Source organism: Ramlibacter sp. WS9 (assembly GCF_003797765.1).
Classification (GTDB): Bacteria; Pseudomonadota; Gammaproteobacteria; order Burkholderiales; family Burkholderiaceae_C; genus Ramlibacter.
Map to the genome: position 1 here is coordinate 65,072 of NZ_RKMB01000008.1, position 24,101 is coordinate 89,172.

At 65.4% G+C, this 24,101-nt stretch carries 18 protein-coding genes and 4 tRNA genes; 6 read left to right on the forward strand and 16 right to left on the reverse strand.

Features of this window, described 5'->3' with window-relative positions; translation table 11 throughout:
- Position 1: 1 nt before the first annotated feature.
- On the forward strand, positions 2-778 hold the full coding sequence (gene murI / locus EEB15_RS14125) for a glutamate racemase (RefSeq protein WP_233259483.1): 777 nt from the start codon (positions 2-4) through the stop codon (positions 776-778).
- A 4-nt stretch (positions 779-782) separates the two neighbouring features.
- Here the strand turns inward: murI and EEB15_RS14130 are convergent, their stop codons facing one another.
- Both EEB15_RS14130 and EEB15_RS14135 read right to left on the reverse strand, forming a co-directional pair.
- Entirely contained in the window at positions 783-1,316 is a 534-nt protein-coding gene (locus EEB15_RS14130) for a hypothetical protein (protein WP_141510513.1), read from the reverse strand.
- On the reverse strand, positions 1,297-2,115 hold the full coding sequence (locus EEB15_RS14135) for a DUF6502 family protein (protein ID WP_141510514.1): 819 nt from the start codon (positions 2,113-2,115) through the stop codon (positions 1,297-1,299). Before EEB15_RS14135 ends, EEB15_RS14130 begins: the two co-directional genes overlap by 20 nt.
- A 61-nt stretch (positions 2,116-2,176) precedes the next feature.
- Here EEB15_RS14135 and EEB15_RS14140 point away from each other — a divergent pair, with 61 nt between their 5' ends.
- Positions 2,177-4,099, forward strand: a complete 1,923-nt coding sequence (locus EEB15_RS14140) for a beta-propeller domain-containing protein (RefSeq protein ID WP_158290107.1) — start codon at positions 2,177-2,179, stop codon at positions 4,097-4,099.
- Here EEB15_RS14140 and EEB15_RS14145 read toward each other — a convergent pair whose 3' ends face one another.
- Both EEB15_RS14145 and EEB15_RS14150 read right to left on the reverse strand, forming a co-directional pair.
- Complete coding sequence (locus EEB15_RS14145) at positions 4,100-5,404, reverse strand: MFS transporter (protein ID WP_141510516.1); 1,305 nt, start codon at positions 5,402-5,404, stop codon at positions 4,100-4,102.
- A 126-nt stretch (positions 5,405-5,530) separates the two neighbouring features.
- The gene (locus EEB15_RS14150) at positions 5,531-6,157 is read right to left on the reverse strand and encodes a DUF6806 family protein (RefSeq protein WP_141510517.1); all 627 of its coding nucleotides are present in this window, start codon (positions 6,155-6,157) and stop codon (positions 5,531-5,533) included.
- Between the two features lie 133 nt (positions 6,158-6,290).
- Here EEB15_RS14150 and EEB15_RS14155 point away from each other — a divergent pair.
- Positions 6,291-6,383, forward strand: a tRNA-Leu gene (locus tag EEB15_RS14155).
- Between the two features lie 38 nt (positions 6,384-6,421).
- Here EEB15_RS14155 and EEB15_RS14160 read toward each other — a convergent pair.
- From EEB15_RS14160 to EEB15_RS14210, 11 genes are all read right to left on the reverse strand, one after another.
- Positions 6,422-7,426, reverse strand: coding sequence for a hypothetical protein (locus tag EEB15_RS14160; RefSeq protein WP_141510518.1), 1,005 nt, complete (start codon positions 7,424-7,426; stop codon positions 6,422-6,424).
- A 564-nt stretch (positions 7,427-7,990) separates the two neighbouring features.
- Positions 7,991-8,998, reverse strand: a complete 1,008-nt coding sequence (locus tag EEB15_RS14165; protein WP_141510519.1) for a CsgG/HfaB family protein — start codon at positions 8,996-8,998, stop codon at positions 7,991-7,993.
- A gap of 154 nt (positions 8,999-9,152) precedes the next feature.
- Positions 9,153-9,226, reverse strand: a tRNA-Cys gene (locus tag EEB15_RS14170).
- Between the two features lie 45 nt (positions 9,227-9,271).
- Positions 9,272-9,347: transfer RNA gene (locus EEB15_RS14175), tRNA-Gly, on the reverse strand.
- 49 nt (positions 9,348-9,396) lie between these two features.
- Entirely contained in the window at positions 9,397-11,823 is a 2,427-nt protein-coding gene (lon, locus tag EEB15_RS14180) for an endopeptidase La (RefSeq protein ID WP_141510520.1), read from the reverse strand.
- Positions 11,824-11,989: 166 nt separating this feature from the next.
- Positions 11,990-13,255 (reverse strand): ATP-dependent Clp protease ATP-binding subunit ClpX, encoded by a 1,266-nt coding sequence (gene clpX / locus EEB15_RS14185; RefSeq protein WP_141510521.1) that lies wholly within the window; start codon positions 13,253-13,255, stop codon positions 11,990-11,992.
- 155 nt (positions 13,256-13,410) lie between these two features.
- Positions 13,411-14,019 (reverse strand): ATP-dependent Clp endopeptidase proteolytic subunit ClpP, encoded by a 609-nt coding sequence (gene clpP / locus EEB15_RS14190; RefSeq protein ID WP_141510522.1) that lies wholly within the window; start codon positions 14,017-14,019, stop codon positions 13,411-13,413.
- Between the two features lie 106 nt (positions 14,020-14,125).
- Positions 14,126-15,442: a trigger factor gene (gene tig / locus EEB15_RS14195; protein WP_141510523.1), complete on the reverse strand. Its 1,317-nt coding sequence runs from the start codon at positions 15,440-15,442 to the stop codon at positions 14,126-14,128.
- Positions 15,443-15,477: 35 nt separating this feature from the next.
- Positions 15,478-15,564: transfer RNA gene (locus EEB15_RS14200), tRNA-Leu, on the reverse strand.
- Between the two features lie 115 nt (positions 15,565-15,679).
- Entirely contained in the window at positions 15,680-18,898 is a 3,219-nt protein-coding gene (locus tag EEB15_RS14205) for an efflux RND transporter permease subunit (RefSeq protein WP_141510524.1), read from the reverse strand.
- 65 nt (positions 18,899-18,963) lie between these two features.
- On the reverse strand, positions 18,964-20,157 hold the full coding sequence (locus EEB15_RS14210) for an efflux RND transporter periplasmic adaptor subunit (RefSeq protein WP_141510525.1): 1,194 nt from the start codon (positions 20,155-20,157) through the stop codon (positions 18,964-18,966).
- Positions 20,158-20,275: 118 nt separating this feature from the next.
- Between EEB15_RS14210 and EEB15_RS14215 the strand changes: the two genes are divergently transcribed.
- Together EEB15_RS14215 and hpnD are read left to right on the forward strand one after the other, a co-directional pair.
- A complete protein-coding gene (locus tag EEB15_RS14215) occupies positions 20,276-21,298 on the forward strand; it encodes a phytoene/squalene synthase family protein (protein WP_141510526.1) in 1,023 nt (340 codons plus the stop codon).
- Positions 21,299-21,323: 25 nt separating this feature from the next.
- The gene (gene hpnD, locus EEB15_RS14220) at positions 21,324-22,163 is read left to right on the forward strand and encodes a presqualene diphosphate synthase HpnD (RefSeq protein WP_141510527.1); all 840 of its coding nucleotides are present in this window, start codon (positions 21,324-21,326) and stop codon (positions 22,161-22,163) included.
- Positions 22,164-22,290: 127 nt separating this feature from the next.
- Here hpnD and EEB15_RS14225 read toward each other — a convergent pair whose 3' ends face one another.
- On the reverse strand, positions 22,291-22,983 hold the full coding sequence (locus EEB15_RS14225) for an HAD family hydrolase (protein WP_141510528.1): 693 nt from the start codon (positions 22,981-22,983) through the stop codon (positions 22,291-22,293).
- A gap of 16 nt (positions 22,984-22,999) precedes the next feature.
- Between EEB15_RS14225 and hemH the strand changes: the two genes are divergently transcribed.
- The gene (gene hemH / locus EEB15_RS14230; protein WP_141510529.1) at positions 23,000-24,097 is read left to right on the forward strand and encodes a ferrochelatase; all 1,098 of its coding nucleotides are present in this window, start codon (positions 23,000-23,002) and stop codon (positions 24,095-24,097) included.
- Positions 24,098-24,101 lie beyond the last annotated feature (4 nt).

Here is a 24,101-nt window from a genome sequence, read left to right on the forward strand (position 1 = left end):
CTTGGCTTCACCCATCGGCGTTTTCGACAGCGGCGTCGGCGGCCTGAGCATCCTAAAGGCGCTGCGCGCCGAGCTGCCGGCTGAAGACTTCGTCTATCTGGCCGATGCCGGCTTCGCGCCCTACGGTGAGCGCGGTGACGCCTTCGTGATCGACCGCACCCGCGCCATCGTGCAGCAACTGCGCGACGAGCACGGCATCAAGGCGCTGGTGGTCGCGTGCAACACCGCGACGGCGGCGGCCATCCATCTGGTGCGGGTGGAGCATCCGGACCTGCCCCTGGTCGGCGTCGAGCCGGCGCTCAAGCCGGCCGTCGCGCTGAGCAAGACCGGCCGCATCGGCGTGATGGCGACGCGCGTCACGGTGGGCAGCGCCAAGCTGCGCGCCCTGCACGATTCGTTAAAGGACCAGGCCGAATTCGTCCTGCAGCCCTGCGATGGCCTGGCCGATGCGATCCAGAACCACGACGACGCGCAGATCGGCGCACTGTGTGCCCAGTACACGCGAGCCATTGGCCCCTTCGGCATGCAGCCCGGCCAGATCGACACGCTGGTGCTGGGCTGCACGCACTACGCCTTCGCGTGGGACGAATTGCAGGCGCTGGTGGGGCCCGACGTGCGCTTGATCGAGACTGGCGAGCCGGTCGCGCGCCAGACCCGTCGCCTGCTCGAAGCCGCCGGCCAATTGCGCCAAGGCGCCATGCCCGGCCGAGTCACGCTGCTGACCACCGGAGAGCAAGCGGCGCTGGAAGCTGCCGCGCTGCGTTGGCTCTCTTTGTAGCGAGTTACGGGGGGCAACCGGCCGCCGGCGGCGCCGGCTGGAAAGTCTCCACCTGCCCCAGCGCCCGGGGCCCGACCAGCACTTCGCCGGCCGGACCAATGACCGTGACCGTCACGGAAGGCCTGAATTCCGGGGTGCCGCTGAACTGCAGCCGCAGCGTCGCATTGACGGCAGGCCCGCCCGCGTGGCTTTGCAGCGAGCCCGGCAGCACCGCCATGCCGTTCGCGTCGATTTCCCAAGCGCCCGCGAAAGCAAATCGGCCGCAAACGGTGACCAGTTCCACCGAACCCTCGTCGAGCCGCAGGTCGATCTGAGTGCAGTCTGTCGTGCACTGGGGCGGAGACCCCGGCTGCGCCCCACCCGGAGGGATTCCATCGCTACTGCCTCCCGTCACCGAGGCGGTGCTGGAATAGCTGGTGGGCCCCGTGCCCGTCCCCCCGCTGCCCGGACCGCAAGCGGTCAACACGAGGATCAGCAGCACGCCGATGAAGGTGAAGCAGGAGACGCGGAGCAGGCGCTCAAGCAGAAGTTTGGTCATGATCGTTGCAAGAGTAGAAGTAGCTCCCGAAGCGGACGCGGTGGGTACGCGCCTGCTCCGGGGCATGGGATCGGTCGTGGTCATAGCGCTCTTGCGCCTCTCGCATCACCGTGTCGAACGCCTGGCGCCAGGCGCGCGCCGCGGCGGCATGGAGGTGCCGAGCAGACTCTTCGGTCAATTCATCTGAAAAGATCGCCTGCTCCAGGTAATTGTGCCCGCCATCGAGGTTCAGGCTCGCGGCCGCGGCGTGGTCGTGCAGGTTGTCTGCAAGCAGCGACGCCATTTCGGGGAAGCCCTGACGGGGCACGAAGCCCGGCGCCAGCAGCCGGACACGGGCTTCTGTTTCTTCCGCGATGCCCAGGCGCACCAGTTCGTCGAGCACGGCGCGCGGCCGCACGTCACTGCTGATGGCCGTAACCAGGGTGTCGATGCTCGGCGCATCGCCGGATCGAGGCAGCACGCGCGGGCGGCCCTTCTTGTCCCGGTACGCAGGGTCGCTCAGCCAACGGGTGACAACCTGGCTGGCCATGTTCATGGGCGCTTCCATTGCCAGCGCAGCGCCGCCCGACAGCGCGAGGTTGCGCACGTCCCGCCGGTGCACGCCCGACAACAGGCTGAGGGCACTGTCGGTTTGCTTCTTGCCTGCGCTGCGCAGTTCTTCGACTGCCGCTTCCAGGAACACCTGCTTGAGCGCCGCGGCGAATGCCGGGTAAGCGACACCGTGGCGCAGCAGCAGGCGCACCAGCGGCCTGCAAGCGCGCAGCACACTGGCGAGGACGACGGCGGGTCGAGACGACATGCGTGGATTGATCTTCCGGCTATCTTGTGGGATATTATCCCACAAATCAAGGAGAAACACCATGCAGATTCGTACGACCCTGCGCGCATTCGCGGGCCGCGCAGCACCTTTCGTGGCGGCCGCCCTGCTGTTCGCTTGCGGCGGCGGCGGCTCGGCGCCCCCGCCGCCTACGGCCGGCAGCGAGGCGATGCGCGCCGCGCAACCCGGAGAACTCGTCGCCTACTTCAGGACGAGCCTCGCCACCCGGAATGCCCAAGGGGCTTACCCGCTCTACGGCGGCATCGGCGGAGGGCTGTCGCCGGTGCCCGCCACCGCCGATGACGCCATTTCAGGAACCCTCCTTCAGGAAGCCGGCGTCGATGAGGACGACCTGCTCAAGACCGATGGCAGCGCCGTCTACTCTTTGCACATCGGGGCGACGACGCCTCGGCTCGAATCGCGCCCCATCCGACCAGACGGCAGCCTCGGTGCGCCGGCGGGCGTGGCACTGGACCCGCAAGCGCAGCCCAGCGGCATGTACCTGGCAGAAGGCGGCGGGCGCATCGCCGTCATCGGCAGCAAGCAGGGCAAGGTGTCTCTCGACACGTTCAACGTGTCCGGAGGGCAGCCCGCGCACGCTACGCAGGTCCTGATCGACGGCTACCTGGTCAGCACGCGCCGGATCGGCAACGTGCTTTACCTCGCCAGCACCTGGACGCCGGATTTGTCCGCGTACTGGTTTCCGGCCGGCACGCCCGCCCCGCAGGTCGAAGCGAGCCTCGCGGGATTGAACGCCTCCGCAGTGCTGCCGACCATCCGCGTGGGCAGCGCGCCGTCTCAACCGCTCGTCGAGGAAAGGGATTGCCAGCTGCAGCCCGCAACCGCTTCGCTGAGCTTGCAACTCACGACCATCACGGCCATCGACCTGTCGACGCCCACGCTGGAGCGGCGCAGCGTGTGCTTCGTCGGCAACGGCGACACGCTCTACATGTCGCCGTCGGCAGCGTATGTGGCCACGTCGAGAAATTATTGGCTCGCGGCCGACATCATGACGTCCGTGCTGCCTCAGCAGACCACGACCGACATCCACAAGTTCGCACTTCAAGGCTTGCAGGTCAGCTACCGCGGATCGGCGGAGGTTGCCGGCCACCTGGGCTGGGACCGCGAGAAGACGCCCTACCGCATGAGCGAGCATCAAGGCAACCTTCGCGTGCTCACCTTCACCGGCAGCACGGGTTGGATCGGCATACCCACGACGGCAGCTTCCACCGCCGCCACCTCAACCCACCCCGAACCGGCTTCACCCGCAACGCTCACCGTGCTGCGCGAGGCGTCCGCATCGGGCGGACTGGTCCAGGTGGCACAGTTGCCCAACCGGCAAAGGCCGGCGCCCATCGGCCATGAAGGCGAGCAGGTGTATGCCGTGCACTTCGCCGGGCCGCTTGCCTACGTGGTGACGTTCCGGCGCACCGATCCGCTGTACGTGCTCGACCTATCGGATCCTGTGGACCCGAAGCCGGTTGGCGAGCTCGCGGTTCCCGGTTTCTCCGACTACCTCTTCCCCCTCGCGAACGGCAAGCTGCTCGGGATCGGCAGGGATGCGACTGAGAGCGGGATGATGCTGGGCCTCAAGATCGCCTTGTTCGACGTCACCAACCCGGCGCATCCGGCGCTCCTGTCCAGCCGCACCCTGGGCGACCGCGGCTCGTCCAGCACGCTGGACTACTCGCGCCACGGCATCAACATCTACGCGCAGGACACTCAGGCACGCATTGCGTTGCCCGTGGAACTCGTGACAGGTCCTCTGGGTGGGCAAGCGACCCAGCGAGGGCTGGCACGCTTCGTGGTGGACACGGCGGCGGGCACGCTCGAGGAGCGCGCGATGATCCCGGCAACCACTTCGGTGGGTGAATTCTTCAGCCCGGCGTACGAGCGGAGCATCCAGTCCGCCAATGCGACGTACTACCTGTCCGGCGGACAGGTGCAGTACATTCCGCAGCCCTGATCAGGCAGGGGCGCCGGCGGCCGCCGCGCGCCCCCGCTGCACGTCCACCTTTTGCAGCAGCAGCAGGCCGACGACGAACAGCACGGTGGTGGACATGATGGCCATCCGCTGGTTGCCACCAGTCGCCCAGGTGATGGCTCCGTAGGTCAGCGGGCCGACGATGCTCGCCAGGCGAATCGCGAACGTCCACAGGCCGTAGAACTCGGCCAGCTGCTTTTGCGGTGCGAACAAGCCCGCCAATGCGCGGCCTGCGGACTGGCTGGAGCCCATGCACAGCCCGGCGATGGTGGCCGCCCACCAGAACTGGCCCTTGGTGGTGGACGACGCGGCGATGACGCACGCGGCAATCCACCCGACCAGCGTGCTGCCCAATGCGATCTTGTGGCCGATGCGGTCCTGCAGGTAGCCCCAGGCGAATGCGCCGCCCGCGGCGGCGAGGTTCAGCACGAAGATCAGCACCATGGTCTCCTGCTGCTGGAAGCCGATCACCGTTTCCGCATAGATTGCGGCCAGCGTGATCGCCACGGCCACGCCGCCCTGGTAGAAGACCGCGCACACCAGCAGCCACATGAAGTCACTGAACTGCCGCGCCTGCGCGAAGGTCCGCTGCAGCTGCTGCAGCGACGCTTTGAAGCCGTTTTCGCGAAGCGCACGGGGATTGGGCTGTGCCCTTTCCTTGAGCAGCAAGAACGTCACGAGAGCCGCCGCGCCGTACAGTGCGGCGGTGATGACCATGGTGACCGGCACGAAGCTGTCGGCCTTGATGCCTCGTCCCTGCGCCCAGATGACGTAACCCAGGCACAGCCCCAGCGCGAGCATGCCGCCGAAGTAGCCGAAGCTCCAGCCCCAGCCGCTGACCTTGCCCATGCCGTCGGGCCGCGCCAGCTCGGGCAGAAAGGCCGCCGTGAGCGACTCACCGTAGGAATAGAACGTGTTCGAGATGATGATGAGGAGAATCGCGAGCGGCACGCTGCCCGGCCCCGCGAACGCGAGCGCGGCGGTGGACAGCACGCACCCCACGGTAAAGATCGCCAACAGCCGCTTCTTGGCGGCACGCAGGTCGGCATAGGCGCCGATGCTGGGCATGGTGAGCATCACGATGGCGTACGAAGCGCTGAGCGCCGCCGTCCACGCGAAGGTCGCCCATTCGGCTTTGCCGGCGATGCCGCCCACGAAGTACGCGGCGAACACCGCCGTGATCACCACCGTGGTGTAGCCCGAGTTGGCAAAGTCGTACATGGCCCAGCCGAACACCTCGCGCTTGCGCACGCCTGGGTTCAGGGCGTCCTGGGAAAAAAGTGCCACGATGACCTCGCTCCGCTCGATGAACTGCGGCGCTGCGCGCCTGCAATGACAAATGACAAATGACCTCAGCGGATCATTTTGTCATTGATGCGCAGCGAGGTCATGCGCGAAGCGCGTCATTTGTCATCAGTGCAAATGCCGCGGCCGGCGCCCGCCACCGTGCCCGGGGCCGCTGCCGCCCGAACCGCGCGGTGGCCGGCCGATCTCCAGCGAATTCACCAGTGCATCGAAGCGCTGCGCGAACAGCTTGTCGATCTCGGCCACCACGCCGCCCAGCTCCGCGCCATCGAAGTGGCGCTCCATCAGGTTGACGACGTCTTCCACCAGCAGGTCGCGTTGCACCTGCATGATGGCGGCCGGGTTGGGCCCCACGAACAGCATGACGAAGTCGTCGCGCGATTCCGCGTCGGGGGACGCTTCTTCCTCGTCGAACTCGGCGTCGTAGAACGTGACTTCGATGGCCGCGCCCTGCTCGGCCAGCTCGTTGAGGCTCATGCACATCTCGTCGAGGGACTGGCGGAAGTCTTCTTCCCCGGGCACCGTCCAGCACATGCGCAGCAGGTGCTCGGTGGCGTCGAACTTGATGCCCGGCTCTTCCTCGTAGGCACTCTCGGCGGCGCTGGCCAGCGACTTCGCGCCGGCGTACTTCCACAGCGGCTTGAGCGCCTCCTGCAACTGCTCGTAAGTGACGTCGGGGCGCAGCGGCACGTCGCCGTGGACGTGGATTTCGAAGGGGGCGTTGTAGCTTGACATGGATGTACCGGACTTTCTTTACGTCGAGCCCATTTTCCTACGAAAACGGGCGCTCGCCCGCGTTGCGAAACATGGCTTGATGCCGGGCAACCCGTCCATGGGCACCGTCCGCGCAAAGCTATCATGCCAACGTGCGCGGGTGGCGAAATTGGTAGACGCATCGGGCTTAAAACCCGCCGCCAACCCGGAAGGGAGCGTACGGGTTCGAGTCCCGTCCCGCGCACCATCATTTCACGTTCCCGCTCGCAGCCGCGAGTTGCCGCGTCAGCGCGCCGGCACTGGGGCCGGTGCGGGCGGCGGCGGCCTGAACTCGGGCGGCGGCTCAACGCCTGCAGGGAACCCGGAGTCATCGCCCTTGTCCTCTTCCACAAACGCCTCTCTTTCCATCGGGTCGCTGCGGTAGTCCTTGCTGCTGGTCTTGAAATCCTCGCGTTCGGCTTGCCATGCCGAGATCGCCCGCAAGCCCACGCGATTGGCTTCCTTCAGCAATTCGCTTTGGCAAAGCGCCAGGCGTCTTTCGGTCGTTGCCCGAGGCGCGCAGCCAAAAGCCGCCGTCTGCTGGATGCCTTGCAGGGCCGCCCTGAAGACATTGCCCATCTGCTGGGCGTGGACCGCCTCATGCGCGGCCTTGGCGCGCATGCCTCGCACGTAGGTGATGTTCACGTCGATATCCATGTGCACCCACTCGTAGATGACCCTTTCGCAATCGCCCCGGCAATCGCCCTTGACGGCGATACACCCGCCTTGCGCCCCCCCGATTGCGCCGAACGTGGTGACCCCGCTGACCAGGCCTGAGTTTTCGCCTAGCCTGATACGCACCGGGGCAGCGGCGGCGGTCCAGTTCGGGTTCACGTGCACTTCGACGCGAACGGCAGAAGGCGCGGCTGCGGGCGGGGGTGGAGGCGCATCGGGTCCTTTGGCGCCACCGCCCTTGCCTCCGCCTTTTTCCCCACCCTTCCCCACGATTTTTCCTCCGCCTTTGTCCGCGTCTTTATCGGCACCTTTCCCGCCGCCTTTTCCACCGCCTTTTCCTGCGCCCTTGGTCTCGCCCTTCTGGAACATCACTTCGTTTTTCGGCGACGCCGGGGCTTCGCAGTCACATGTCTCCTGCACCATCGCGATTTGCGCGCCAGAGCGCACTGTCCTTCCTGGCCCCACGCAGGAGCCCCCGGCCACCGTATCCGCCTGCTTCTCTTGCGTGCGCAGCAGCGCCCCCATCCGGCCGATGGCGGCATCTGCGTCCTTGCCGTCCTCGCTCGGTGCGGCCATGACTGGCGGCACTGGTTGCGCGACGGGCGGGGACGAAGGGATTCGGACGGTGGGACCCGCACGCGCGCGCTCGCGCGTCGACCTCGGTTGCGGCTCGGCCGGCTGTGGGGCGGCCTCCGCCGCTCTGCCCGTCGTCGGCGGCACCGTGGGTGCAGGCCCGGCAACCGGGGGGGCAGCGGGCGCAGACGGCACGGCCGGCGCTGAGGGCGCCACAGGCGCGGCTGGTGGTGAGGGCGGCTGCGAAGCGATCGGAGGCCGCGCTGGCGCGGGAGGTGCCGCGGGTGGCGACGCCGGTGCGGGCGCTGAGCATGTTGCGAAGCGGGTCGCGGGCACGAAAATCTGTTGACCCGCCGCCGAACCCCACAGGGTGCCATCGCGCACGAACTCGAGGCTCCTGCTCCCTGGCGGCAACCCAGTGGGGCATGCGACCGAGGCGCCTTGATGGGTACAGCAGCCCGCTGGCTGGGCCAGGGCCGAAGAGCCCACCGCCATACACATCCAGAGCGGGCCATATCGGAAAAAGCGGACGTCCATCGCGATGCTCCTTGCGCCCGGGCGAGTTGCCTATTTGCCGACAAACCGGACCAGGTCGCCGCGCTTGGCCTGGAACGCCTCCCGCATTCGCGCAATGCTGAACTTCTGCTGCACGCTGGTCACCTCGATCACGCCAAGCGCCTGTTCTTCGATGCCGAGCAGCGCGCCCGAGTCCGGGTCGGTGAGTTCGCGGATCACGCTGCTCACTTGCAGCGTGTGCCCCGGCTGGATGTTTTCGCCGGAACCCGCGTTGAAATAGACCTGGCCGCCGCTGACTTCCACCACGCGGCCGGTCCACGGCACGGGTTCCATCGCCTGCACGATAAGGGCCACCGCCTTTTCGATGACCTGCCGGGTCGCCTGGCCCAGCTCGGTCTTGTTGAAGCTTTCGCCGCCGAAACTGAGCTGGCGCACGTTGATGTCGGCCGCCACGCCCCGGCTCGAAACCTTTTCCTGAACCTTGTGCGATTGCAGGACCTGGCCCGTCGTGGTGTCGATCAGGCGGATATCGATGCCGACGACCCCCTCGGACGACTGGGCGCCCAGCCCCAACCCTGCGCTGGCACGGCCCAGGCCGATGCGAAAACCTTCCCCACCCGTGCGCTGGTCAAACTCGGTCACCGAGCCGCGAACGAGCAGTTGTGCCCCGGTGAGCCGACCCGCCTGCGCCGCCGTTTCGCGAGAGACGACCTTCTGCAAGCCCATCTCCTGCTCGCGCAGCACGCTGGCCAGTTCCGCCCGCTCCACGACGATGAATCGCCCCGATTCCACCAAGGCCGTGGTGAGCTGCGCGGCCAGACCGCCGCCGATCTCCCAACTGCCGTATTGCGAAACGAAGCTGCCCACCGCATCGAACTTGGAGACGGCGATGCGCTTCTTGGGGCCGCTCTGGGAGGGATCCGAAGCGCTTGCGCCAGGCGCGAACAAGCACATGGATACGAGTAACGCGACGGAAGCGGTCCACATGATGCGCTCCTCTTTGGCAGCCGGCCGGCCGCTGGGATTGCCGCTTTGCTGGCTCGCAACCCGCCAGCTCATGCCCTCACCAGCTCGTCCGATGGAAACAGAATGTTTTCATCATAGTCTTGCTGAGTTCGGAAAGATATACCCACCGCGGGGCCGCGGTTCAGCCCAGAACGCAAAAACCCGCCGGTGTTGATTCGGCGGGTTGGTCTTGAACGACGACGGATTCTGGAGGCGCGACCCGGAGTCGAACCGAGCTAAACGGATTTGCAATCCGCTGCATAACCGCTTTGCTATCGCGCCGAAAGATATGAAAAAGGGAAGCCGTAGCCTCCCTTTTTCGAAATATGGAGCGGGAAAAGAGTCTCGAACTCTCGACCTCAACCTTGGCAAGGTTGCGCTCTACCAACTGAGCTATTCCCGCATTTCGAGCCTCGAATTATAGCCTACTTTTTTCGGGCTCGTTCACTCTCTCAATGTTTTGCTGCACGCGCCGGCTGCGATTCTTCAACAACCGGCGTGATCGGTGCCGCGGCCGCGACCGGCTCATCGTCCGCCAACGGTGTCGGCTGCCGCTCGAGAGCGATCTCCAGCACCTTGTCGATCCATTTTACCGGCACGATCTGCAGATCGTTCTTCACGTTGTCCGGAATGTCCTGCAGGTCCTTCGCGTTTTCTTCGGGGATCAGCACCGTCTTGATGCCGCCGCGCAGGGCCGCCAGCAGCTTTTCCTTCAGGCCGCCGATGGCCGTCACCTCGCCACGCAGCGTGATCTCGCCCGTCATCGCGACGTCGCCGCGCACCGGGATGCCCGTCAGCGCCGACACGATGGCCGTCGTCATCGCGGCGCCGGCGCTCGGACCGTCCTTCGGCGTGGCGCCGTCGGGCACGTGGATGTGCATGTCCTTCTTCTCGAACACTTCGTCCTTGATGCCCAGGCCCCGCGCGCGGCTGCGCACCACGGTGCGTGCGGCAGCAACCGATTCCTTCATCACGTCACCCAACGAACCGGTGGTGGTGATGACGCCCTTGCCGGGCATCAGCGCGGCTTCGATCGTCAGCAGGTCGCCGCCGACTTCGGTCCATGCCAGGCCAACCACCTGCCCCACCTGGTTCTGGTTCTCCGCGCGGCCATAGGTGTACTTGCGCACGCCCAGGAAGTCGTTGAGGTTCTCGGCGTTCACAGTCACCAGCGGCGTGTACTTCTTGAGCAGCAGGCCCTTCACCACCTTGCGGCAGATCTTGCCCAGGTCGCGCTCGAGCGAGCGCACACCGGCTTCGCGCGTGTAGTAGCGGATGATGTCGCGCACCGCGTCTTCTGTGACAAGCAGCTCGGTATCTTTCACGCCGTTGTTGACCATCTGCTTGGGCAGCAGGTACGTCAAGGCGATATTGGTCTTCTCGTCTTCGGTGTAGCCCGAGAGGCGGATCACTTCCATCCGGTCCAGCAAGGCCGGCGGGATGTTCATCGAGTTCGACGTGGCCACGAACATCACGTCCGACAGGTCGAAGTCGACCTCGACATAGTGGTCGCCGAATTTGTGGTTCTGCTCCGGGTCGAGCACTTCGAGCAACGCGCTCGACGGGTCTCCACGGAAGTCCGTGCCCAGCTTGTCGATCTCGTCCAGCAGGAACAGCGGGTTGCGTGTGCCGGCCTTGTTCAGGTTCGACAGCACCTTGCCCGGCAGCGCGCCGATGTACGTGCGGCGGTGGCCACGAATCTCGGCTTCGTCGCGCATGCCGCCCAGGGCCATGCGCACGTACTTGCGGCCGGTCGCCTTGGCGATCGACTGGCCCAGCGACGTCTTGCCGACGCCCGGAGGGCCGACAAGGCACAGGATCGGCGCCTTGACCTTGTCGACGCGCTGCTGCACCGCGAGGTATTCGAGGATGCGGTCCTTGACCTTGTCGAGACCGTAGTGATCCTGGTTCAGCACGTCTTCGGCGTGCCCGAGGTCGTGCTTGATCTTGGTCTTCTTGGCCCACGGCAGGCCCGTGAGCACCTCGATGTAGTTGCGCACCACGGTGGCTTCGGCCGACATCGGCGACATCAGCTTGAGCTTCTTCAGTTCGCCGTCGGCCTTCTTGCGCGCTTCCTTCGGCATCTTGGCGAGCTTGATCTTCTTTTCGATCTCCTCGATGTCCGCGCCCTCTTCGCCTTCACCCAGTTCTTTCTGGATGGCCTTGACCTGCTCGTTCAGGTAGAAGTCGCGCTGGTTCTTTTCCATCTGGCGCTTCACGCGGCCGCGGATCTTCTTGTCGACGTTCAGGATGTCGACTTCGCGCTCGATCTGTTCGAACAGGTTTTCCAGGCGCAGCTTCACGTCCGACAAATCCAGCACGATCTGCTTGTTATCGAGCTTGAGCGGCAGGTGCGCGGCGATGGTGTCGGCCAGGCGGCCCGGGTCGTCGATGCTGGAGATCGACGTGAGGATCTCTGGCGGGATCTTCTTGTTCAGTTTGACGTACTGGTCGAACTGCTGCATCACCGCGCGGCGCAGCGCCTCGATCTCGCTGGATTTGGTCTCGCCGGCGATTTCCACCGGGCTGACGTTCGCGGTGAAATGGTTCTCACCGTCTTCGATGCGGTTGACGCGCGCGCGCTGCTGGCCTTCGACGAGCACCTTCACCGTGCCGTCGGGCAACTTCAGCATTTGAAGGATGGTGGAAACACAGCCGACTTCGAACATGTCGGCGACGGACGGCTCGTCCTTGGCGGCGGCCTTCTGGGCGACCAGCATGATGCGGCGCTCGGCTTCCATGGCGGCTTCGAGCGCCTTGATGCTCTTGGGCCGGCCCACGAAAAGCGGGATGACCATGTGGGGGAACACGACCACGTCGCGCAAGGGCAGCAGCGGCAGGTCGATGGGGTCGGCGGGCAGTGCAATGTGTCCGGACATGTGAATCCTTTGGGTCTACCGTTCGAATATGGACCGGAATAGGGGATTTTCAACCCATTCGGGCGCATGACAAATGACTTCGCTTCGCTTCAATGACAAATGACACAGCGGGCTGCCTTTGTCATGCTCGGCACAGCCGGCGTCATCTGTCATTTGTCATCAGCAATCAGGCCTTCTTGGCCGCTTCGCGATAAACCAGCAAGGGCGGCTTGTTTTCGTCGATCGTAGACTCGTCCACCACGACCTTGTCGACATTGGCCGTGTTCGGCAGCTCGAACATCGTGTCGATCAGCGACTGCTCCAGGATCGAGCGCAGGCCCCGCGCGCCGGTCTTGCGGGCCAGAGCCTTCTTCGCAATAGCGCGCAGCGCGTTCGGGCGGATTTCCAGGTCCACGCCTTCCATGGCCAAGAGCTTGCCGTACTGCTTGACCAGCGCGTTCTTGGGCTCGGTGAGGATGCGCACCATGGCTTCTTCGCTCAGCTCGGCCAGCGTCGAGACGACCGGCATGCGGCCGACCAGCTCGGGGATCAGGCCGAACTTGATCAGGTCTTCCGGCTCGACCTCGCGGAACATGTCCGAGAGGCTGCGCTGGGCCTTGCTCTTGACGGCCGCGCCGAAGCCGATGCCCGATGCTTCCGTGCGCTGCTCGATCACCTTCTCGAGGCCCGAGAAAGCGCCGCCGCAGATGAACAGGATGTTGGTCGTGTCGATCTGCAGGAAATCCTGGTTGGGGTGCTTGCGCCCGCCCTGCGGCGGCACGCTGGCCATGGTGCCTTCGATCAGCTTCAAGAGTGCCTGCTGCACACCCTCGCCCGACACGTCGCGCGTAATCGACGGGTTGTCGGACTTGCGGGAGATCTTGTCGATCTCGTCGATGTAGACGATGCCGCGCTGGGCGCGCTCGACTTCGTAATTGCAGCTTTGCAGCAGCTTCTGGATGATGTTCTCGACGTCTTCGCCGACGTAGCCGGCTTCTGTCAGCGTGGTGGCATCGGCCATCACGAACGGCACGTCGAGCATGCGCGCGAGCGTCTGGGCCAGCAGCGTCTTGCCCGAGCCGGTGGGGCCGATCAGGAGGATGTTGCTCTTGGTGAGCTCGACTTCGTCCTTCTTGGCTTTTTCCTTGTGGCGCAGGCGCTTGTAGTGGTTGTACACGGCGACCGACAGCGCGCGCTTGGCCGTCTCCTGGCCGATCACGTAGTTGTCGAGGTTGGCCTTGATCTCGCTCGGCGTCGGCAGGTCGCCGCGCGCCTCCCGTGTCTCGTCGCCCGCGGGCAGCTCGTCACGGATGATCTCGTTGCACAGGTCGATGCATTCGTCGCAGATGAAAACCGAAGGCCCGGCGATCAGTTTCTTCACCTCGTGCTGGCTCTTGCCGCAGAAGGAGCAGTAAAGCGTTTTCTCGCTGGAAGAGCCTTTTTTCTCGGCCATGTGTCTGCCTATGTGACTTGAGATTCAATGATAACCAAATAAGGGGGCCGCCAAGGCTGAGCTGCCACCGCGGTTTCATCACAGCGAACCTACCTGTGAAAAAAACAACGGCGCCCCTGTTTTCAGGAGCGCCGTGCTGCAGTGCACCTGAAAGATCAGGGCCGTTTCGCGATCACCTGGTCGACCAGGCCGTAGGCCTTGGCTTCCTCGGCGTCGAGGAAGTAATCGCGTTCCGTATCGCGTTCGACCTTTTCGATCGGCTGGCCGGTGCGCTCGGCGAGAATGCGATTCATGACCGCTTTGGTCTTGAGGATGTCGCGGGCATGGATCTCGATGTCCGTCGCCTGGCCCTGCGCGCCGCCGAGCACCTGGTGGATCATGACCTTGGAATTGGGCAGCGAGAAGCGCTTGCCCTTGGCGCCGGCGGCCAGCAGGAAGGCGCCCATGCTGGCGGCCATACCGGTGCACAGCGTCGAGACGTCGGGCTTGATGAAATTCATCGTGTCGTAGATCGCCATGCCGGCGCTAACGCTGCCGCCGGGGCTGTTGATGTAGAACGAGATGTCCTTGTCCGGATTTTCGCTTTCCAGGAACAGCAGCTGGGCCACCACCAGGTTGGCGGTCTGGTCGTTCACCGGGCCCACCAGGAAGATCACCCGCTCGCGCAGCAGGCGCGAATAGATGTCGTAGGACCGCTCGCCGCGGCCGGACTGCTCGATGACCATCGGCACCATGCCGAGGGCTTGCGTTTCAAGTGCGCTCATGGGGGGAAAACTCCGGTTGCTTGGCCTGTACTTTATGCCAAAAGCAGATGGGGCCTGGACGGTCTTTGACAAGACCATCCGGGCCCCAGGATTCATGCGGCGACGGTTACTGGTCCTGCTGGCCCATCAGCTCGTCGAACGAAACGGCCTTGTCGACCACCTTGCCCTTGGACAGCACGAACTCCGTGACATTGTTCTCGATCACGATCGCCTCGACCTCGGCCAGGCGGCGGTTGTCGCTGTAGTACCAGCGCACCACGTCGGCCGGCTTTTCGTAGCTGGCGGCCAGTTCTTCGACATGCTGCTTGATCTGCTCGGGCTTGGCCTGCAGGTTGTTCGTGCGCACCAGCTCGGCCACGACCAGGCCCAGGCGCACGCGGCGCTCGGCTTGCGGGCGGAACAGGTCGTCGGGCACCGGCACCTTGTCTGCGTCCTTGATGCCGCGCTGCTTCAGGTCGGCGCGGGCGCCTTCGATCATGCGGTCGACTTCGGACTGGATGCTCGACTTGGGCAGGTCGAGCTCGGCCTTCGAGACCAGCGCGTCCATCGCGGCCTGCTTGTTCTTCGACAACAGGCGGAACTTGACTTCACGCTCGAGGTTCTTGCGGATGTCGGCGCGCAGCGCTTCCACCGTGCCGTCGGCAATGCCCAGGGACTTGGCGAGCGCCTCGTTCACTTCAGGCAGGTTGGCCGCTTCGATCTTCTTGACGGTGACCATGAAGTCGGCCTGCTTGCCGGCGACGTCCTTGCCGTGATAGTCGGCCGGGAAGGCCAGCGGGAAGGTCTTGCTTTCGCCGGTCTTCATGCCGCGCACGGCACCTTCGAATTCCTTGAGCATCTGGCCTTCGCCGACGAGGAACTGGAAGTCCTCGGCCTTGCCCCCCTGGAAGGGCTCGCCGTCGATCTTGCCTTCGAAGTCCACGGTGACGCGGTCGCCTTCCTGGGCGCCGGCATCGGCCGGGCGCTGGGCGAACGTGCGGCGCTGCTTGCGCAGGATCTCCACGGTCTTGTCGATGGCGGCGTCAGTCACTTCGGCGCTGAGCTTCTCGACTTCGACACCGGCCAGGTCGCCCATCTTCACTTCCGGGAAAACCTCGAACACCGCGTCGAAGGCCAGTTCGCCCTCGGGCGCTTCTTCCTTCTCGGTGATGCGGGGCTGGCCGGCGACACGCAGCTTGGCTTCGTTGGCGGCCGCGGCGAAAGCTTCGCCCACCTTGTCGTTCATCACCTCGTAGTGCACCGAGTAGCCGTAGCGCTGGGCCACGACGCTCATCGGCACCTTGCCGGGACGGAAGCCGTCCATCTTGACGGTGCGCGCCAAGCGCTTGAGGCGGGAGTCGACTTCAGACTGGATGACGGTGGCGGGCAGCGTCAGCGTGATCTTGCGTTCCAGCTTTTCGAGGGTTTCTACATTCACGGCCATGATGGTCTCTCTCTTGTTCCTAAAAGGTGTTCTGCTGGTGCGCGGGGGGGGACTCGAACCCCCACACCATTGCTGGCGTCAGGACCTAAACCTGGTGCGTCTACCAATTTCGCCACCCGCGCTGAGCTGAAATAGGCGCGGGCGGTCAGGTGACCCTGACCGCCCGCTCCAAATTCGGTCAACAGAAGATTTTAACTGACTGGACCGTCATCCCCGCGCAGGCGGGAATCCAGGGCTTCACGCCGGTTGTGGGACGCCCTGGATTCCCGCCTGCGCGGGAATGACGGAGCCCGGCCGCTTCACCCGGAACCAGGCCGCGTACATCGCCGGCAGAGCCAGCAACGTGAGCACAGTGGCGACGACCAGGCCGCCCATGATGGCGACGGCCATCGGACCCCAGAACACCGAGCGCGAGAGCGGGATCATCGCCAACACTGCTGCGGCTGCCGTCAACACGATGGGCCGCAAGCGCCGCACCGCGGATTCCACGATCGCGTCCCATGCCGGGATGCCGCGCGCACGGTCCTGCTCGATCTGGTCGATCAGGATCACCGAGTTGCGCTGGATCATGCCCATCAGCGCGATGACGCCCAGCAGCGCGACGAATCCGAACGGACGCCCGAGCAATATCAAGGCGCCCGCCACGCCGGCGATGCCCAGCGGCCCGGTAATGAACACCAGCATGGCGCGGCTGAAGCTGTGGAGCTGCAGCATCAGAAGCGTGAACGTGATGAACAGCATGATCGGCACGCCCGCCGCGATCGAGCCCGTTCCCTTGGAACTCTCTTCCACCGCGCCGGCGACCTGGATCGCATAGCCCAGCGGCCACTTCTTCTCGACGGCCTTGAGCTGCGGCAGCAATTCAGCGGTCACGGTGGCGCCCTGCATGCCTTCGACAATGTCGCTTTGCACCGTGATCGCGTAGTCGCGGTTCTCGCGCCACATCACGCCGGGCTCCCAGGTGAACACGGGCCGGGCGATCTGGGTGAGAGGGATCGACTTGCCCGACGCCGTCGGCAAATAGGCGTTGGCGATGTCGGTGATGGCGTTGCGCTCGTCCAGCGGCTGGCGCAGCACGATGTCGATCAGCTTGTCGCCCTCGCGGAACTGGCCGACGTTGGTGCCCGCCAGGATGGTCTTGGACGCCTGCGCGATGGACTGGCTGGTGACGCCGAGCGCCCTCGCCTTCGACTGGTCCACTTCCAGCCGCAGCACCTTCACCGACTCGTTCCAGTTGTCGTTGACGCCGCGCGTGTTGGCGTTTTGCTGCATCACCGCTTTCACCTCGTCGGCTCGCTCGCGCAGCGCGATAGGGTCGGGGCCGACGACGCGGAACTGCACCGGGTACGGCACCGGTGGCCCGTTGGGCAGCAGTTTCACGCGGCCGCGGACTTCCGGGAACTCCTGCGCGAGCAGCGCGGGCAGCTTCACGCGCAAGGACTCGCGCACCTTCAGGTCCATCGGCATCACGATGAACTGCGACACGTTGGTCTGCGGGAAGACCTGGTCCAGCGGCAGGTAGAAGCGCGGCACGCCCGAGCCGACCCATGTGCTGACGCCAGTGACGCCGGCCTCGGCGCGCAGTCGGGCTTCCACGCGTTTGGTGGTTTCCTCGTTGGCCGCAAACGATGTGCCCTCCGGGAACCAGATGTCGACCATGATCTCGGGACGGCTCGAATCCGGGAAGAACTGCTGCTGCACTTTGCCCATGCCGACGATGCCGAGCGCGAAGATCAGCACCGTGGCGCCGATGGTGATCCATCGATGCTCGACGCACCAGTCCACCGTGCGGCGGAACGTGCGGTAGAACGGCGTATCGAAGTGCTCGTGATGGTCCGCCTCGCCATTCGCGGGCAGCGGCTTGGCCTTGAGCAGCAGCGTGCCGAGGTAAGGCACGAAGTACACCGACACCAGCCAGCTCAGCACCAGCGCGATCACCGTCACCGCGAAAATCGCGTAGGTGTATTCGCCGACGGTCGACTTGGCCATGCCGATCGGCAGGAAGCCCGCCGCGGTGATCAGCGTGCCCGTCAGCATCGGCATCGCCGTGATCTCGTAGGCGAAGGTGGCGGCGCGCACCTTGTCGTAGCCCTCTTCCATCTTCCGCACCATCATTTCGACGGCGATGATCGCGTCGTCCACCAGCAGGCCCAGCGCGATGATGAGCGAGCCCAGCGAAATTTTGTGCAGGCCGATGCCCCAGAAGTCCATCGCGAGGAAGGTGACGGCCAGCACCAGGGGGATGGTGATACCCACCACCAGGCCGGGCCGCATGTCGACGTACCAGCGCTTCCACAGCGGCAGCATCGCGGCGTCGGGGCGCTTGTGCAGGCCCAGGGCGATGAAGCTCACCGCCAGCACGATGATCACGGCTTCCACCAGTGTGCGGACGAACTCGTTGACGGAGTTGGACACGGCCTTGGGCTGGTCCTGGATCTGCACCAGCTTGATGCCGGCGGGCAGGCCGTCTTCGATGCGGTTGAACGCGGTCTTGAGTTCCTTGCCCAGCCGGATGATGTCGCCGCCCTTGGCCATCGACACGCCCAGTGCGATCACTTCCTTGCCTTGGTGGCGCACCTTCACGACCGGCGGATCGGCATAGCCGCGCTTGATCTCGGCGATGTCGCCCAGGCGGATCTGGCTGCCGCCGGCGCTTGTGCCGGGTCCATATCCAGTGCCGCGGATCGGCATGGCCCGCAACTGCTCGACGGCTTCGAACTGGCCGCCCACGCGCACCTGCACGATGTCCAGCGGCGTCTGCACGGCACCCGCCGATTCCACCGCGTTCTGCTGGCCCAGCTGCCCCAGCACCTGGTTCAGGTCCAGCCCCAGCTGCGCCAGGCGCTTCTGGGAAATCTCGACGTAGAGCTTTTCGTCCTGCACGCCGAACAGTTCCACCTTGGCGACGTCCGGCACGCGCAGCAGGGTCTGGCGCACGTCATCGGCAAAGCTTTTCAGCTCGGCGTAGTTGAAGCCATCCGACTCCAGCGCGTAGATCACGCCGTACACGTCGCCGAAATCGTCGTTGAAGAAGGGCCCCTGGATTCCGGGCGGCAGCTGGAAGCGCATGTCGCCGATCTTCTTGCGCACCGTGTACCAGACGTTGGCCACTTCGCCGGGCTTGGACGAATCCTTGATCTGGAAAATGATCTGCGACTCGCCGGGCTTGGAATAGCTGCGGATCTTGTCGGCATAAGGCGCTTCCTGCAGCGCCCGCTCGAGCTTGTCTGTCACCTGTTCGGCCACCTGCTGCGCGGTGGCGCCGGGCCAGTACGTGCGCACAACCATCGCGCGGAAGGTGAACGGCGGGTCTTCGTCCTGCCCCAGCTGGAAATAGGCCGCGAAGCCCAGCAGCATCAGCACCACCATCAGGTAGCGCGTGAGCGCCGGGTGATCGAGTGCCCACTTGGAGAGGTTGAAACCCTCTTTCGGCTGTACTTGTTGTTCTTGCGTCATGAACTGGAAACCTCCGCGCTATGCGCTGCGTGTATTCGCCTTGGGGCGGCCCGGCGGCTCATGCCTCACTTGGTGGCGGGCAGTGTTGCGGCTTGCGCCGTGCCGGCGGCGCTGGCGACGTTTCTCGTCGCATCCTGGACTGCGGCCGCGGTGCTCTGAGCCGTCTTTTCCTGGTAGATGGTGACCTTCTGGCCGGCCGACAGCACGTGGACGCCGGCGGACACCACTTGCATGCCGGGCTGCAGGCCCGCCGCAACGACGGCTTCATTGCCGTCGGCAGTGGCGATCTGGATCGCCTGCGACTTCAGCGTCATGGTGGATTTGTCCAGCACCCACACGGCAGTGCCCTGCCCTTCCTTGCGCAGCGCGCTGGTGGGCAGCTTGATCACAGGGGCTCCGACCATGCTGAGCGCCTTGGGCGATACGTAAACCGTGGCGCCGATCGGCGGCGTGGCCGCGGCGTCCAGCGAAACCTTGACGGCGTACGTGCGCGTCACCGGGTCGGCGCTGGCAGCGACTTCGCGAATCTTGCCGGGCAGCGTCGTGTTGTCCGTCCAGGAACGCACCGAGACATCCGAGCCCGGCTTGAGGGCTGCGACCTTGTCTTCGGGCACGGAGAAGACGACGTCGCGCGGGCCGTCCTGCGCAATGCGAACTACAGGCGCACCGGCGGACACCACTTGCCCGGGTTCGGCTTCGATCCCGGTGATCACACCCGAGACGTCGGCAACGAGCGTGGTGTAGGCGGCCTGGTGGCCTTGCGACGACAACTGGGCTTTCGCCTGGTCGACTTGGGCCTGTGCTGCTTTCAGTGTGGTCTCGCGGCGCTCGAGTTCGGCGCCACTGATGAAATTCTGGTCTTTCAGAGTGGCATAGCGCTTGAAGTCGGCAGCCGCCAAGTCTCGATTCGTGGTGGCGGCGTTGAGCTGGGCGCGCGCGGCGTCGGCAGCCAATTGGTAGTCCTGCGGGTCCAGTTGCGCGAGCGGCTGTCCGGCTTTCACACGCTGCCCCAGTTCGGCCTGGCGGCGAGTGATCTTGCCTGCCACGCGGAAGCCCAAGCGGGACTCGACACGCGGCCGCACTTCGCCGGAAAACTCATGGCTCGACTGGAAGCTGCCGACCCCGACGGTGAGCAACTTGACGGCGCGCACAGGTTCCAGCGGCGCCTCGGTCTTGGAGCAAGCCGCTAACGCCAGGGAGGCGGCAATGGCCAGGCTGAGCGTGAGGCGCGGATGTGATGAGATAGGCATTTTCGGCATGGCAGACCTGAGCTGAAAGTACGCGGAAGAAGGCGCCAGGACGGCGCTACTGACTGACCGGTTAGTAATCTAGGGTAATTGCGGATGCTTGTCAAGGCGAGAATGCCGAGCTACTGACATGCGCTCGGCCTACCACTCCCCCACCGAATTGCCGGCGCTGCTGCGTGGCGTTTCGCGCTCGTTCTACCTCTCGATCCGGCTCTTGCCGGTGGCACTGCGGCGTCCGATCGGGGTGGGTTACCTGCTCGCCCGTGCAACCGATACGCTGGCCGATACGGCACGGCTGCCGGCCGGCGAACGCCGGGAAAAGCTGGATACCCTGGCGGCTGCAATTGACGGCCGCATCGCCGCAAGACCCGCCATCGCTGCCGTTGTCGCCATCGCCGCCTCGTTCGCGCCATTGCAAGACGACGAACAGGAACGCGCCCTGATCGTGGCCCTGCCGGAATGCCTTTCGCTGCTGGATCGGCTCGATCCGGCAGACCGGGCAGATGTGCGGACCGTTCTAGGCCACATCACCCGCGGACAGGCGCTGGACGTCGACCGGTTCGGGCAAGGCACCCTGGCAGCATTGCAATCCGCCGCCGAGCTCGACGAATACACCTACCTTGTCGCCGGCAGCGTGGGCGAGTTCTGGACCGAGCTGTGCTTTCGGCACCTGCCGGGATTCGCCACCCTGCCCCGCGAGCAGATGCGCGACCTGGGCCGCAGCTATGGCATGGGCCTGCAGTTGGTCAACATCCTGCGCGACGCCGGCGCCGATCTCGCCGCGGGCCGCTGCTATTTTCCGGCGGACGAGTTGGCCGCGGCGGGGATCGTCCCGCAGGATCTCCCACGCGAGCCCGCGCGCTTCGCGTCCGTGCGCGACCCCTGGCTCGCCAAGGCCGCTCTCGGGCTCGAAGCCGGCATGCGCTACGCCGACGCCGTCAACAGCCGCCGTGCGCGCGCGGCCAGCGCCCTTCCCGCCCTGCTGGGCGCGCGCACACTCGCGATGCTGCGCGCGGACCCTGCGCAAGGCCTGCAACACAAGGTGAAAGTGCCGCGCAGCGAAGTGCGGGCGCTGATGGCTCGCCTGGCCTTCACGCTCGCGGGCCGCGCCTCGCTGCGAACACTGTTCGCGCAGGGCGCCGCCGGACGCTGACCGGCGAATGGGACAATCGGCGGCAATGACACCGCAAGAGTACGTCCAGCAAAAGGCCGCCGCATCGGGAAGCAGCTTCTATTACGCCTTCCTCTTTTTGCCCAAGCCGCGTCGCGCGGCGATCACCGCCTTCTACGCCTTCTGCCGCGAGGTGGACGACGTGGTCGACGAAGTGAGCGATCCGGGCGTCGCGCGCACCAAGCTCGCCTGGTGGCAGGCCGAAGTCGCGAAGTCGTACAACGGCGAGCCCAGCCACCCGGTGATGAAGGCGCTGATGCCTTGCGCCGGCGAGTTTGGCATCGAACAGCGCCACCTCCACGCGGTGATCGAAGGCTGCCAGATGGACCTGGAGCAGACGCGCTACCTCGACTTCCAGGGACTGCAGCGCTATTGCCACCTGGTGGCCGGCATCGTCGGCGAGGTGTCGGCGCGCATCTTCGGCCAGGCCGACCCGCTGACCACGGAATACGCCCACAAGCTGGGGCTGGCCTTCCAGCTCACGAACATCATCCGCGACGTGGGCGAAGACGCGATGCGCGGCCGGATCTACCTGCCCGTCAACGAACTGCAGCAGTTCGACGTGAAAGCCCACGAGGTCATCAACCGCAAGCACTCGGAGCGTTTCATCGCGCTGATGAAGTTCCAGGCCGCCAGAGCCCATGTGCTGTACGACGAAGCGCTGGCGTTGCTGCCCGAGGCGGACCGGCGCAGCCAGAAGCCCGGCCTGATGATGGCCAGCATCTACCGCACACTGCTGCGGGAGATCGAAGCGGATGATTTCCAGGTGCTGAACCAGCGCGTCAGCCTCACGCCCCTTCGCAAGTTCTGGCTCGCGTGGAAGGTGCAAGCGCTTGGCAAAATGTGACGGCCGAAGGCGCGGGACTGATCCAGGGCCACCGCGGAACCGGCTTTGCCGGGCCGCTGTTGGCGCCCCCTTGAGGGGGAGAGGGCGCAGCCCGAGGGGGCATCGGACGCAGTCCGCTTCGGGGGTGCTACTCAAATAACGCGGTGAGCTCCGTCAGCGTCGTCAGCGTGACGTGCGGTTCCTGCTCGTGCGGCCAGAGTTGGTCGGAGCGATTGAGCCATCCGGCCTGCATACCCGCGTTGAGGGCGCCCAGCCCGTCCAGCGTCGCGTCGTCGCCGACGTGCAGGATGTTTTCCGGGGCGACCTCGATCGCTCCCGCGGCCGCGTGAAAGATGCGCGGGTCCGGCTTGCCCACGCCGAACTCGCGCGCCGAAATGGCCGCGCGAAAGTAGCGGCCGAGGCCCACACGCTGGATGTCGGCGTTTCCGTTGGAAATGCTGACCAATGGAAAGCGGGCGGACAGCAATTTCAGCGCCGGCTCCGCGTCCTCGTACAGCGTCACGCGCTGCCTTTCGGCGAAGAAGACCTCGAACGCCTCGTCGGCCATCAGCGGGTTCTCACCGGCACGGTAAAGGGCCAGGCGAATCGATTCGCGCCGCACGGCGCTCAGGTCGTTCTTCAACTCCGGGCGGTTGGCGGCCATGTAGTCGCGGATCTCGCGCAGCGCCAACGGGCTCGAGAACAGCGCAGCCGCCATCGGCGCGTGGTCCACCATCCAGTTGTGCAGCACCTTCTCGGCTCTTTCGATGGTGGGCCAGATGGGCCACAGGGTGTCGTCGAGGTCGAGGGAGATCGCCTTGATACGGCTAATTTCAAGCATTCAGTGAGAATAGCGCATGGTCAGCCCTTTCCAATCGGAACCTCCATTTACCCATGGCGAAGCGCCACGCACCGCAGTCCTTTATTGCAACCTGGGCACACCCGACGAAGCAACGTCCGGCGCCGTGCGGCGCTACCTGGCTGAATTCCTGCGGGACCCGCGCGTGGTCGAAATCCCGCGCCTGGTGTGGCTGCCGCTGCTGTACGGCTTGATCCTGCCATTCAGGTCCGGCAAGTCCGCTGCCAAGTACGCCAGCATCTGGACGCCCGAGGGATCGCCCTTGAGGCTGTGGACGGAAAAGCAGGCCAAGCTGCTCCAGGGCTGGCTCGGCGAGCAAGGGCACCGCGTGAAAGTGCGTTACGCGATGCGCTATGGCAGTCCATCGATCGCATCGCAGCTCGATGCGCTCAAAGCCGAAGGCGTGACGCGCATCCTGATCCTGCAGGCCTATCCCCAATACTCGGGCACGACCACGGCGAGCGTGATCGATGCGGTGGCCGCGTGGTCCAGCCGGACCCGCAACGTGCCGGAACTGCGCTTCGTCAACCGCTATCACGACGACCGCGGCTACGTGAACGCTCTGGCCCGAAGCATCGACCGGCAGTGGCGCGAGAAAGGTGTGCCCGATCACCTCGTCATAAGCTTTCACGGCGTGCCGGAGCGCACGCTCAAGCTCGGCGACCCGTACCATTGCGAGTGTCACAAGACCGCCCGCATGCTGGCCGCAAAACTCGGCCTGGAGAGCAACCGCTACACGGTCTCGTTCCAGTCACGCTTTGGCAAGGCCAAATGGCTCGAGCCCTACACCGAGCCGACATTGCGCGCATTGGGCAAGCGCGGCGTGAAGCGGGTCGACGTGGTCTGCCCGGGCTTCACCGCCGATTGCCTCGAGACGCTGGAAGAGATCGCCATGGAAGGCCGGCAGGCCTTCCTGGAGGTAGGTGGCAAGGACTTCCACTACATCCCCTGCCTGAACGACGATCCGGCCTGGATCGCCGCGCTGGGCGCGGTGGCCGGGCAACACCTGGGCGGATGGCCCACTCGCGACGAGCCTGATGCGCAGGCGCTGGCGGCGTCACGGGAGCGGGCGAAGGCGATGGGCGCGGCGCAATAGGCCC

Coding starts and splice junctions, on each gene's coding strand:
- EEB15_RS14210 (WP_141510525.1), bottom strand. CDS start 20,157: ATGCCGAAAATGCCTATCTCATCACATCCGCGCCTCACGCTCAGCCTG.
- hemH (WP_141510529.1), top strand. CDS start 23,000: ATGGTCAGCCCTTTCCAATCGGAACCTCCATTTACCCATGGCGAAGCG.
- tig (WP_141510523.1), bottom strand. CDS start 15,442: ATGGCCGTGAATGTAGAAACCCTCGAAAAGCTGGAACGCAAGATCACG.
- EEB15_RS14135 (WP_141510514.1), bottom strand. CDS start 2,115: ATGTCGTCTCGACCCGCCGTCGTCCTCGCCAGTGTGCTGCGCGCTTGC.
- hpnD (WP_141510527.1), top strand. CDS start 21,324: ATGACACCGCAAGAGTACGTCCAGCAAAAGGCCGCCGCATCGGGAAGC.
- EEB15_RS14165 (WP_141510519.1), bottom strand. CDS start 8,998: ATGAGCTGGCGGGTTGCGAGCCAGCAAAGCGGCAATCCCAGCGGCCGG.
- EEB15_RS14130 (WP_141510513.1), bottom strand. CDS start 1,316: ATGACCAAACTTCTGCTTGAGCGCCTGCTCCGCGTCTCCTGCTTCACC.
- lon (WP_141510520.1), bottom strand. CDS start 11,823: ATGTCCGGACACATTGCACTGCCCGCCGACCCCATCGACCTGCCGCTG.
- EEB15_RS14150 (WP_141510517.1), bottom strand. CDS start 6,157: ATGTCAAGCTACAACGCCCCCTTCGAAATCCACGTCCACGGCGACGTG.
- clpX (WP_141510521.1), bottom strand. CDS start 13,255: ATGGCCGAGAAAAAAGGCTCTTCCAGCGAGAAAACGCTTTACTGCTCC.
- EEB15_RS14140 (WP_158290107.1), top strand. CDS start 2,177: ATGCAGATTCGTACGACCCTGCGCGCATTCGCGGGCCGCGCAGCACCT.
- EEB15_RS14160 (WP_141510518.1), bottom strand. CDS start 7,426: ATGGCCGCACCGAGCGAGGACGGCAAGGACGCAGATGCCGCCATCGGC.
- EEB15_RS14205 (WP_141510524.1), bottom strand. CDS start 18,898: ATGACGCAAGAACAACAAGTACAGCCGAAAGAGGGTTTCAACCTCTCC.
- EEB15_RS14225 (WP_141510528.1), bottom strand. CDS start 22,983: ATGCTTGAAATTAGCCGTATCAAGGCGATCTCCCTCGACCTCGACGAC.
- clpP (WP_141510522.1), bottom strand. CDS start 14,019: ATGAGCGCACTTGAAACGCAAGCCCTCGGCATGGTGCCGATGGTCATC.
- EEB15_RS14215 (WP_141510526.1), top strand. CDS start 20,276: ATGCGCTCGGCCTACCACTCCCCCACCGAATTGCCGGCGCTGCTGCGT.